11 protein-coding genes are annotated in these 11692 nt (G+C 42.7%); 4 read left to right on the top strand and 7 right to left on the bottom strand.

Translation table 11 applies throughout. The annotated features are described in order from the left end of the window. Positions 1-241: 241 nt before the first annotated feature. The gene (locus tag IEW93_RS00935) at positions 242-2266 is read left to right on the top strand and encodes an LTA synthase family protein (protein ID WP_188735938.1); all 2025 of its coding nucleotides are present in this window, start codon (positions 242-244) and stop codon (positions 2264-2266) included. Here IEW93_RS00935 and IEW93_RS00930 read toward each other — a convergent pair. Further along, on the bottom strand, positions 2258-2761 hold the full coding sequence (locus tag IEW93_RS00930) for a hypothetical protein (RefSeq protein ID WP_188735936.1): 504 nt from the start codon (positions 2759-2761) through the stop codon (positions 2258-2260). The genes IEW93_RS00935 and IEW93_RS00930 overlap by 9 nt on opposite strands. 63 nt (positions 2762-2824) lie before the next feature. Further along, on the bottom strand, positions 2825-3616 hold the full coding sequence (gene bioH, locus IEW93_RS00925; protein ID WP_188735934.1) for a pimeloyl-ACP methyl ester esterase BioH: 792 nt from the start codon (positions 3614-3616) through the stop codon (positions 2825-2827). Between the two features lie 33 nt (positions 3617-3649). Between bioH and IEW93_RS00920 the strand changes: the two genes are divergently transcribed. Both IEW93_RS00920 and nfuA read left to right on the top strand, forming a co-directional pair. Then, positions 3650-4456 (top strand): ComF family protein, encoded by an 807-nt coding sequence (locus tag IEW93_RS00920; protein ID WP_188735932.1) that lies wholly within the window; start codon positions 3650-3652, stop codon positions 4454-4456. Between the two features lie 219 nt (positions 4457-4675). Further along, positions 4676-5254 (top strand): Fe-S biogenesis protein NfuA, encoded by a 579-nt coding sequence (gene nfuA / locus IEW93_RS00915; protein ID WP_188735930.1) that lies wholly within the window; start codon positions 4676-4678, stop codon positions 5252-5254. A gap of 66 nt (positions 5255-5320) precedes the next feature. On the opposite strand, the gene IEW93_RS00910 is transcribed toward nfuA, so the two are convergent. From IEW93_RS00910 to IEW93_RS00900, 3 genes are all read right to left on the bottom strand, one after another. Continuing rightward, positions 5321-5650: an FKBP-type peptidyl-prolyl cis-trans isomerase gene (locus IEW93_RS00910; protein WP_188735928.1), complete on the bottom strand. Its 330-nt coding sequence runs from the start codon at positions 5648-5650 to the stop codon at positions 5321-5323. Positions 5651-5698: 48 nt separating this feature from the next. Continuing rightward, a complete protein-coding gene (locus IEW93_RS00905) occupies positions 5699-7633 on the bottom strand; it encodes an alpha/beta hydrolase family protein (protein ID WP_188735926.1) in 1935 nt (644 codons plus the stop codon). Positions 7634-7701: 68 nt separating this feature from the next. Next, positions 7702-9045, bottom strand: coding sequence for an MATE family efflux transporter (locus IEW93_RS00900; RefSeq protein ID WP_188735925.1), 1344 nt, complete (start codon positions 9043-9045; stop codon positions 7702-7704). A 14-nt stretch (positions 9046-9059) separates the two neighbouring features. Here IEW93_RS00900 and IEW93_RS00895 point away from each other — a divergent pair, with 14 nt between their 5' ends. Further along, positions 9060-10118 (top strand): polysaccharide deacetylase family protein, encoded by a 1059-nt coding sequence (locus IEW93_RS00895; RefSeq protein WP_188735923.1) that lies wholly within the window; start codon positions 9060-9062, stop codon positions 10116-10118. 27 nt (positions 10119-10145) lie between these two features. Here IEW93_RS00895 and IEW93_RS00890 read toward each other — a convergent pair whose 3' ends face one another. Beyond that, entirely contained in the window at positions 10146-10769 is a 624-nt protein-coding gene (locus tag IEW93_RS00890; RefSeq protein ID WP_373284843.1) for an SCO family protein, read from the bottom strand. Between the two features lie 13 nt (positions 10770-10782). Continuing rightward, positions 10783-11691: a heme o synthase gene (cyoE, locus tag IEW93_RS00885; protein WP_188735921.1), complete on the bottom strand. Its 909-nt coding sequence runs from the start codon at positions 11689-11691 to the stop codon at positions 10783-10785. Position 11692: the final 1 nt, after the last annotated feature.

Genomic DNA, 11692 nt, shown 5'->3' with positions numbered 1-11692 from the left:
AGGGTCACATTCTTTTTAGCAATTGAAATACATAAAAATATTGAAATTTACCCAGTAGACTTTTTTAACGATAAAAATGAACTTGTTTTGCCGTTAAAAATAAAGTTGTTGGTACTGTTAACGTTTTTGCCTTTTTAATAGTCGCTGATGAGATTTTCCTAATAACCATTGTTATTTAGGGTTAGCTTTTTGCGCACAAAATTTGGTTAAGAGCATAAAAAATAATAATAATGGAGTCTAAATGACGACTAGCTTCTCAGGTGTGGGTGTTAATCATAATCCACAAAAACAATACTTCTCACCCAGTTTATTCAAAGCCATTTTCGCTTTTAGCATTATTTCGCTTATCGTGATGAGTTTAAGCCGTATAGGTTTGTCGATATGGCAAGCCGAGCGTGTCACCGATGCGCAAGGTTGGGGTTATATTTTAAGCCAGGGGTTACGGGTTGATATTGCTTCTATCTGCTGGGTTTTTGGCATTGCAGCACTGGGTACTGTTATTTTTTCGGGTGAACATATTGTTGGCCGTGTCTGGTTAGTCATTTTACGTGTGTGGCTTACGCTCGGTTTATGGGTACTGGTATTTTTAGAAGTGTCTACGCCGTCTTTTATCGCCGAATATGGTTTTAGGCCAAACCGTTTATATGTTGAATATCTGATATATCCAAAAGAAGTCTTATCGATGTTATGGGCTGGGCGCAAAGCTGAGCTTATTTTATCTTCACTTATCACAATTGGTACGTTAGCTGGTGGTTGGTGGCTCGGTGGCCGTTTAACGCAACAAATTACATACCCAAAATGGTATTGGCGGCCTGTATTAACCATATTAGTCATAGTCGTGATTTTATTAGGCGCGCGTTCATCTTTAGGACACCGCCCGTTAAACCCTTCGTTAGTGGCGTTTTCCAATGACCCATTAGTCAATTCATTAGTGCTTAATTCATCGTTTTCATTAATGTTTGCAATTTCGCAAATGAATAACGAAGAAGATGCTTCAAAAGTGTATGGCAAACTATCTGCCGATAAAATTATTGATATTGTGCGCCGTGAAAGTGGCCGCCCCATGGAGGCGTTTACCTCAACCGAAATACCGACGTTGTCTTTCAATCAAGCAAGCTATAGTGGTAAACCTAAAAACTTGGTGATTATTTTACAAGAGAGCTTAGGCGCACGTTTTGTGGGAAGTTTAGGTGGGTTACCGTTAACACCCAATATCGATAAGTTGTCGCAGGAAGGCTGGTTTTTTGAAAACCTTTACGCCACAGGTACTCGCTCTGTACGTGGGATTGAAGCGATTACTACTGGTTTTACACCAACACCAGCGCGTGCAGTGGTTAAGCTAGGTAAGAGTCAGACAGGCTTTTTTACGATTGCAGATTTATTAAAGCAACATGGTTATGAAACCCAATTTATTTATGGTGGCGAAAGTCATTTCGATAATATGCGCAGTTTCTTTTTAGGTAATGGTTTCACCAATATTGTTGATCAAGGTGATTATAAAAATCCTGCATTTATTGCGTCTTGGGGAGTGTCAGACGAAGACTTGTTATTCAGAGCTGATGAAGAGTTTTCGCGAATGCATAAACAAGGTAAACCTTTCTTTAGTTTAGTGTTTAGCTCAAGTAATCATGATCCATTTGAGTTTCCTGATAATCGGATTGAGCTTTATGAGCAACCACAATACACCATGCATAACGCAGTAAAATATGCCGATTATGCTGTGGGCGAGTTTTTCAAAAAAGCAAAAAAATCAGAGTATTGGAAAGACACAATATTTTTAGTTGTGGCAGATCATGACAGCCGTGTCAGTGGTTCAGACTTAGTGCCAGTTTCTCGCTTTAGGATCCCAGGGCTGATTTTAGGCGAAGGTATTGACGTCAAACGTGACTCACGGGTGACAAGCCAAATCGATATGGCACCCACATTATTGTCGCTGATGGGCGTGTCTGACAGTTATCCAATGTTAGGTCGAGATTTAACCCAGGTTCCAAGCGATTGGAAGGGGCGGGCGATGATGCAATATGACAAAAACTTTGGCTTATTAGAGGGTAACCTGGTCACTATTTTACAGCCAGAATTACCAGCAGAAAGCTTTACGTATGACTTTGCCAGTGAGCATTTAATCCCTAAAGAACTCGATAGTAAACAAGCTGAAACGGCTTTGGGTTGGGCATTGTGGGGGAGTTTGGCGTACAACAAAATGCTATTTAAACCAGAAAAAAGCACTGTTGAAACAGGCAAAAATTTAAAGAAAGTGTCACGCTAATATTTGTAATTGCGACTCGAGATTGGGTGCGGATTGTTGCTGATAAAACTGGCCAATTCGCATGCCAAACTGTTGAGCGGTAGCGTTGGTCATGCTGCTATCGGCTTGGCGTGGCGTTGACTCTATGTAGCTTTTTGTCGTGGCCGATTGTGATTTAATTTGAATGTCTTTGCGTTGCAGAGCTGGTGTGTTGCTTGCCATGATGCGCACAGTTTGTGGTCGTGTGGCTTGTTGCAACAATGCTTTTGGGTCAACAGACTGTTGGGTTAGGTTTTGCTGTTGGCGCTGAGATTGATCTTGTTGCTGTTTTTTTTCAGCCACGACAAAAGCTTGAGCCCGTTCATTTTGTGGATTAAACGCGCGTTCTTCGTGGCCTTTGCTGGGTTCTTGAGGTGGAATAATCGGCGGTTTTTGTTGATTGTCCACTCGTGCAAGATCCGTCGCAACATTCGATGTTGCTAAAGGCACTTGCGGATAATGAGTGTTAATGATCATCGCAGTCGCTATTGTATTTAACCGTGGCTAAATTATAGCCAAACTCGTTCATTAGCTAAAGTGCTATTGCTGATATTTTATGATCCAAGGCAATAAATTGTGCAAAAATTCATCTTGATGCGAAATAAACGGCGCGTGAGATGCTTTTGGGATGATCGCATCGGTAATATGACTAGCCTGTGGCATGTGTTTAATGACGCGTTGTGGAACGAGGCCATCGAGTTTACCCCAAACGCGCAACCAGGGTTGTTGTAGCTGGCTTAACAGGCCGCGCAGGTCAACCTCTTCCAACATAGTTAATCCCTGTGCTAATGCCTGTCTACTTGGCATGGGTTTACTCAGTACCAGCTGTTTTATTTGGCTAATATCAGCTTTAGCGTTATCACTGCCCATGGCTTGAATTGCTAAAAAGCGCTCAACTGTGCGTGGTAAGTCGCGATTGAGTTGTGTTGAAAATTGCCCTAATACCGCTGGTAATATTCCTGGCCAGGCAGGGGTTGTTTCGGTGGCCTCTCTGGCCATAAAGCAGGGTGATGAGGCGAGGGTGACTAACGTTGAGACTGAATCTGGAAAATCTATCGCTACTTTAGTGGCGAGCAATCCCCCTAACGACCAACCTATCCATATGGCATTTTTCGGTAGCTGCTGCGCCAGTGCTTGCACCCATTGATTGATATCACCGTCTATATTTGGGCTTAGGCCAAAACCCGGCAGGTCAACATAATGCACTCTATACTGATGTAATGCGTTTTTTAATGGACTGAATACGGCGTTATTGACCCCCCATCCATGCAGTAGGACAACATCTGGCCCTTGGGTGCCAACAATCTCGATATGCAGTGCAGGAAAGCTCACATTAATCTCTCTTTTTAATGGAATGAATTGCCTATGTCTGTAACTGTATTTAAACGTAAGATGTCCGGCTTAGTGAGGCGCAGTAAATCTGTTTATCAGTTTGCAAGTGTGGCATTGCTGAGCAGTTTACCCAACCGTTGCCAGCTGTGCCAGCACCGAGTTGAGCAGCTTGACTATCAAAGGTTATTTCCTAACCAGGTGTTGAGCGGTATTTGTCAGGTGTGCTTGGCAGCCAGTTTATATCAACATGAAGTGTGTTTGGGCTGTGGTCGTGAAATTTCACAGTTACAAGCGTATTGCGGTAAATGCTTAAAACATACACCGATGTTGGTGGTGGCGCCGTGCAGTTATCATCAGGGGTTAGGGCCGTTGATTGCGGCGATAAAATATCAGCAACAGTGCGCGCCAATTAATGCCATAACTCAACAACTCGCAACAAGAGTGAGTCAGTTAATAGAGCATAAACTCATCCGCGCGCCACAAGTGTTAGTCCCCGTTCCTTTACACCCTAATCGTTTGCGTGAGCGTGGGTTTAATCAAGCCTGGTTAATCGCGCATAGGTTGAGCCAATTATTAGGTATCCCTATTGATGATGGTAGTTTAACTAGGATGGTAGATACCGCCCCACAGGCTGACTTATCGGGCAAGCAGCGGCGTAAAAATTGCCGTAATGCATTTTCATTAAGTGCGCATTTTCCTTATCAGCGTATCGCACTTATTGATGATGTGGTGACAACGGGTACCACAGTGGAAGAAATTGCGAGGCTGTTTACTCAACAACATGTTTATGTGCAAACCTGGTGTTTAGCGCGTGCTGAGGCCCCAGGGTTATTAGATTAATTCGATTTGAGTAATAACGGTTTTATTTTGTTATAAAATCAGTGCATTGCATGTATTTATTTTAGTCTTAGCTAGATGGTTTTTGTGCTTAAAAACTTTGCAGTGGATCATTTTTTCAAGATCAAATCATTCAGAGACTACAAAGCAAATCCAAGTCGGAGTATCATGTGCTTAATTCTTACTAAATTACTCGGGTATACCCTGAGGGAGCAGGTTTTCATGATCACCATTTCCGATACAGCTCAGGCCCATTTCGTTAAATTATTGGCCGATCAGCCAGAAGGCACTCATATTCGTGTTTTTGTTATCAGCCCAGGTACTGCACAAGCTGAGTGCGGTGTGTCTTACTGCCCGCCAGATGCAGTAGAAGCTGACGATATTGAGTTACCATTTAATGGCTTTAGCGCCATGGTTGATGAAAAAAGCGCACCATTTTTAGATGATGCTAGCATTGACTTTGTTACCGATCAGTTAGGTTCACAATTAACCCTAAAAGCACCTAACGCTAAAATGCGTAAAGTGGCGGGTGATGCACCATTAGTTGAACGTATTGAATATGTAATTCAGTCAGAAATTAACCCACAATTAGCCAGCCACGGCGGTAACATTATGTTGGTTGAAATTACCGATGCGGGTGTTGCTGTGTTGCAGTTTGGCGGTGGATGTAACGGTTGTTCGCAAGTTGATATCACCCTAAAAGATGGTATCGAAAAGCAGTTATTAGATATGTTCCCTGGTGAGTTAACCGGTGTGCGTGACGTGACGGATCACCAACATGGTGAGCATTCTTACGCTTAAGAGTGTTGAGTGTGAGCAAATAAAAACGCGACTTTTGAGTCGCGTTTTTGTTTATATATAGATGGGTTAATCGTCTCGTGTGAGCACTTCAAGTAATTCGATTTCAAAAAACAAATCTGAATTAGCCGGAATACGATCGCCAATTTGTCGCTCGCCGTAAGCTAGGTGCGCCGGTACTGATAATTGCCTTTTACCGCCGACATTCATGCCAATAATGCCTTGATCCCAGCCTTTAATGACTCGGCCAGTACCGATGACACATTGAAAGGCATCAGATGCATCAAACTGTGTTCCATTTGCTAATCGCCCACTGTAGCGGGTCGTTATTAGCGCGCCTTTTACTGCGGTTTTGCCCGTGCCGACTTCAAGATCGGTTATTATCAATTCTTGGGTCATCGTTTTCTCTACTCATCTTGGGCTAATTGGCCTTTAAAAAATGTGCGGTTATTTTACCCCAATATGGGTTGCCAGGAAGCGCTCTATTTCAATAAATGTGGTTAGGCGGTGTTCATTGTTACTGAGATAATGATCGCCATTTTCTAATTCAACGTACTTTACGGCTTTATTTAATCCTTTAAGCTCATCGTACATTTCTTCGCTATGGTCTACTTTTACGACGCGATCTTTTGTGCCGTGGATTAACAATACAGGCACTTTTATACTGGCGGCTTTACTTATTGGTGAGCGTTGATATAAATCGTCATAGTCATCGCCAATTTGTTTTTTAACAATTTTACTGTTGTCGTATCTACGTGATGATTTAATTAAATATTCAAGGTCTGTCACACCTGCTACGCTAATAGCACATCTATACAAATCGGGTGTTTTAGCTACCCCCATTAATGCTGCGTAGCCACCATAACTGGCGCCAACAATACAGATACGTTTAGGGTCAGTAATACCTTGTTCAATAAGCCAGTGAGCACCATCTTCAACATCATTTTGCATTTCAAGGCCCCAGTTTTTTAGCCCTGAGGTCATAAACTGATAGCCGTAGCCTGCTGATCCTCGAAAGTTCATTTGCAACACGGCATAGCCGCGATTAGCGAAAAACTGCGCCCAATAATCAAATGAAGTTGAGTCGTAACTAATCGGACCGCCATGCGGGAAAATAATGGTTGGGAGGTGTTTGGCTTCTGTGTTTTTAGGAGTAGTTAAAAACGCTTCGATAGCCAAACCGTCACGGGCGTTGTAATTCACTTTTTTAGGTTTAGATAACACTTCTGGTGTTAATTGACTATAACGATAGGCAATTGGGTAAAGCTCTCCTTTGTCCCGGTCGCCATAAAAGTAGGTGCCAGATTCAATGGGGCCTGTGCTATAAACGAGGTAACGACGCTCATCATCGCTGAGTTGATTGATGACATTATGTGACTCTGGCAATACTTGGTTTAATCCATTATTGAGCTTGATATAGTCTTGGTCCCAAAATAGGAATTCACCTTCAATATTGGTATCAATGCCGATGACTTTTTGTTTTAACTTGGAATAAATGAGTTGGCCTTCTACGTCATAATTCTCGTTTTGATATACCAACTCTTTGGTGAGATCGGGGTCGGTTAAATTGACTTTAAAAATGGCTTTTAAGCCTTGATGATAAGCGCTGACATAAAGGATGTTGGGGTCATGGTCAAAGCCCATTGGCCAGATGGCGTTTTCATCAAAGGCTTCAAATTCCCATAATAATCGCAGGTCACCATTGGCTTTTTGTTGTTCATAAATACGGTAGCTTGTATCGTCGCGATAAATGCCAATGCGTACCTGATGTTGTCTATCGGTTATCCAATCTTCAATGTATTTTTCTGCGTATTGCTTTTGCTTGATTCCACCGCTTTTTAAGCTGACTTGAACCACACTTTCATATTGTGCTTGTGAGCCTAAACCGCTTATTTCCATAAGAATATGGTCAGGATCGTTTTCAAGATAATCTATAATAGACGATTGTATTTGCGGCACAAATTGGAAGCGGGAAAAGGTCCGCTTAGAAAACACACTAGAGATTTTATCGTCGCTTAAGCTGTATTTCATTAAGCGTGTTTCTGTTGTGGGTACGCCGCGACGGATAGCAGGGTATTTGGCTTTGATTAAGACAATATCGTTGTTTGCCCAGGTGAGCGACAAGATAACAAATTTTTGATTGTCGGTTTGTACCGGGAAGATATCTTTATTGGTGTTAATGTCGCGAATGCCCAATATTTGCCCGTCGACTGTGTCACTGTTAATCCTAATTAACGACGCGATTTTTGTACCATCAGGCGATAAGGTTACAAAGCTTACATCAGGTAGGCTGGCAAAAGCGTCAACAGGTAGGGAGTTAGCTTGAATAATGTTTGGGAGTTGCACAAACATAAAGGCGATGAGCCATAAAATCCGTTTCATTAACAGTCCGTTAAAAATAATAATGTTGTCAGCATGTTACATATTTGCATTGTAGCTATCAATGATTATTATGCCAAAGCTAGTCTGTATCTAAGCTGATAAAAATAATGCCAGCCTAATGTCATACTGCGGCATAGCATAAACACAGACATTGCCGCCCATAAGCTGTGATTCCCCCATGTTTGTAATAAGTACCAGCACGGGAAATACACTCCAAAGGTAGCAATAATCATACTGTTACGCATAATCTGGCCTTGTGCTGCGCCAATATATACTCCGTCAAATAGATAGCAGCCGAATGCTAAAATGGGCATAAAGATTAGCCAAATAAGATACTGGTTTGCTGCTTGTTGTACAGGTTCTACATTGGTGAGCAATTGAATGATTTCACCTCCTGCGCCCCAAAATAACAGGCTAAACAACACGGCAATTGCAGCCGACCAATAAAAGGCAAGATGAACACTATCTTGAAGTAATACTTGGTTTTTTTGTCCAAATGCTCGGCCAACTTCAGCTTCGGCATAATAGGCAATTCCGTCGAGGGCATATGAGATCAGCATTAACAGATTAAGTAATACCGCATTAGCCGCAATGATGTTGTCGCCTAACCCTGCGCCATGGAATGTCATAAAGCTAAACGCCGCTTGTAAGCACAAACTACGAATAAAAATGTCACGATTTAGCGACAATAAGCGGCTAAAACCGCGCAAGGATAATTGGCTAAGACTGCGTGTTAAATGAACGTCGCCCATTTTAGTCAATTGGCGTTTAACCATAATAAAAGCAACAGAAAAGGCGCAAATATCGGCAATAACAGAGGCAAGCGCTGCGCCTTGTACATCCCATTGAAAACCAATAACAAACACTACATCGAGAATAATATTGGCGCCATTGGCGATGATCAGTTGCCACATGGCGGCTTTAGGAGCTTGGCGGCCGAGTAACCAGCCTAATAATACTAAATTGACTAAGGCAAACGGCAGGGACCAAATACGAATATCGACATATTGACGACAGTAAAATATGACTTGTTCACTTGCATCACTAAGGCTTAATGCAAAATTTACGATGGGAGACTGCAACATCACGCAGGCAAACCCCAGTGTTAATGCTAAGATACAACCTTGTAACAATAATTGTTGCTGAGTTATTCTATCGTTTGCTCCGTAAGCTTGGGCAACGAGTCCGGTTGTCGACATTCTTAAAAATCCGAGCAACCAAATCATCAAGGTGATAATTGTGCTGCCTAGCGCAACCCCACCAAGATAATAAGCTTGACCTAAATGGCCTATTACTGCGGTATCTACTAACCCCAAAAGTGGGATAGTGATATTCGACAGTATCATTGGTGTCGCTAATGCCAATAATTGACGATGCTTATGGCGATTTAATAGTAATGCGCTAACTGACATAGGTATGAGTAATCATGGTTAAAAAAATCGTTTTAGGCTTGATGGTTATCTGTTTTAGTTTTATTCACCTTAACGCTAACGCGGTGGTGATTTTGCAATATCATCATGTATCTGACAGTACGCCCAAAAGCACGAGCGTGACTCCCGCTCAATTTACCGAGCAAATGCAGTATTTAGTAGACAATAACTTTACTGTGATGTCGTTAACGGATGCCGTTGATGCCATTAAGAATAACACGGCAATTGCCAATAACAGCATTGTGATCACCTTTGATGATGCATACGAAAGCATCATTGAAAATGCTGCGCCCATTTTAGCATCGCATCACTTTCCTTTTACGGTATTTGTGTCGCCTGCGCCAATTATTGCAGGCTATGACGGCATGATGAGCTGGGACGAGATTAAAACGTTAGCCAAACAAGGCGCTACGGTTGCAAACCACAGTTGGGGGCATGAACATTTAATCCGTCGTCTACCTAAAGAAACCTCAGAACAATGGCATGATAGGGTTGAAAATAATATTTTATCAACCGAGGCGGAATTACTAAAGCACACTGGCCAAAGCGTGAAGTTTTTTGCTTATCCTTATGGTGAGTATACCGCAGCGTTAGAGGCTATTTTAGTTAAGCATGGCTTTGTAGGTTTTGGGCAGCAATCTGGCGCTGCTGGTGAGTATTCGTCTATCACTGCGTTGCCGCGTTTCCCGGTGGCAAATGCTTATGCCGATTTATCTAGCTTAACGGTGAAATTTTCAAGCTTGCCGATGCCAGTGTTAAAGCAGAATATCAGTGAGCCTGTGTTAACCTCTGACAAATTTAGACCTAAGTTAGTCGTTACCTTAGACACTTCTGATTTATATCCACATCAATTGATGTGCTTTATTCAAGGCCAGGGCGCAAAAAAACCAATTTGGCTCGAAGAAGATACCTTTAGCATTCAGGCTACTGCTGATATGGCGCCAGGTCGTTCAAGATATAATTGCACCGTGCCCAGTAAAACCCGTACAGGCTATTACTGGTTTTCGCAAATGTGGATTCGGCCTAAAGATGATGGCAAGTGGCCACAAGAGTAAGCCTATTGCGATGATCAAAATAGATTGTTAGTGCCAAGCGCTAACAATCTTATCCACATCGCTAATCAATTCGTTATTGATAATTTGCGGCAGTTGCCCAGGAGCGGGCTTAGTTTTAAACACGGCAGTTTTCTCGCCTCGAGGGGACACCAACACATACGAAGCACTGTGGTCTACCTGATAGTCACTGTCTTCACCGACCATGGCATAAACAAACCCTAAGTCACGACTAAACGGAAATAGTGCAGCGTGCTCTGCACTGACCGCTTTGAACTCTTTATTGAAAAAGTTAATGTAATCGAGGCGCTTAATTTGCGTGTCTCGTTTAGGGTCGGCTGACACAAATACCACCTGAAATGAATCAGATATTTTTTGCAACTCAGGGTATGCCGCTGCGAGTTTGTTGAGTGTTGTTGGGCACACATCAGGGCAGGCAGTATAGCCAATAAAAAATAAACTCCACTTACCCTGTAAAGACTGATTAGTAAATTGATTACCGTATTGATCTTCAAGGGTAAAAGGTGCCAATGCTCTAGGGGTTTCAAATACATAGCTGGTGGCCAAATCAAGTGGCCGTTGTTGGGTCATTTGATAGGCCATAACTCCGGCAGCCAGCAATATGAATACACCTGCAGCAATACGTTTTTTCAATGCAAAATCCTTTCTATGCAACCCAAAAATAATGATCGACCAATAGCACAATAAATAACACCATCAAATGGTAGATTGAAAAGGTAAACACCTTCATCGCCAAGCCTGGATAGTCATGGTATTTAAGTTGCCACGCTTTATAAATAAACCCGCAACTAAGAATCGTTGAACCGACTAAATATACCGGCCCGCACATACCAACTAACACCGGCAATAAGCAGGCAATGGCCAGTAAAATAGTGTATAGCAAAATACAGGTTTTGGTAAATTCTACCCCATGGGTAACGGGGAGCATAGGAATGTCGACTTTGGCGTATTCTTTACGGCGATGTATCGCTAACGCCCAAAAGTGCGGTGGGGTCCAGGTAAAGATAATAATCACTAACAGTAAGGCATAACCATGTAACTCGTTAGTGACAGCGGTCCAGCCAAGTAGCGGTGGCATTGCGCCGGCTAACCCGCCAATGACAATATTTTGCGACGTTGCGCGTTTAAGATAAGCGGTATACACAAGGGCATAACCGATTAGGCTGGCAAATGTGAGCCAGGCGGTGAGTGGATTAACCAAGGTATACAATACGACAAAACCAACGAGCCCTAGCATAACGGCAAACACCGCGGCTTTGGTGGTGGAGACTTTACCCTTAGGGAGTGGTCTATTGTAAGTGCGCGCCATTAAGGCATCAATTTTACGGTCGATTAAGTGATTAAAAGCTGCAGCTGCACCGGCCATCATGGCAATCCCTGCCATTCCTGCTACGAGCGGCTGCAATGGCACTATTCCTGGCACCGCTAGGCACATGCCCACTAACACCGTGAGTAGCATTAAGGCAACCACTTTGGGTTTGGTCATTTCAAAATAGGCTCGCCAAGACAAAGATAATTTTTGTTGTGGTTGGCTTAGGGTAAGAGGTTTTGTCATG

The sequence above is a fragment of the Shewanella inventionis genome (genome assembly GCF_014641855.1).
GTDB lineage: Bacteria > Pseudomonadota > Gammaproteobacteria > Enterobacterales > Shewanellaceae > Shewanella > Shewanella inventionis.
The sequence above is the reverse complement of the archived record's forward strand: the minus strand, read 5'-3'. Positions and strand labels throughout refer to the sequence as shown.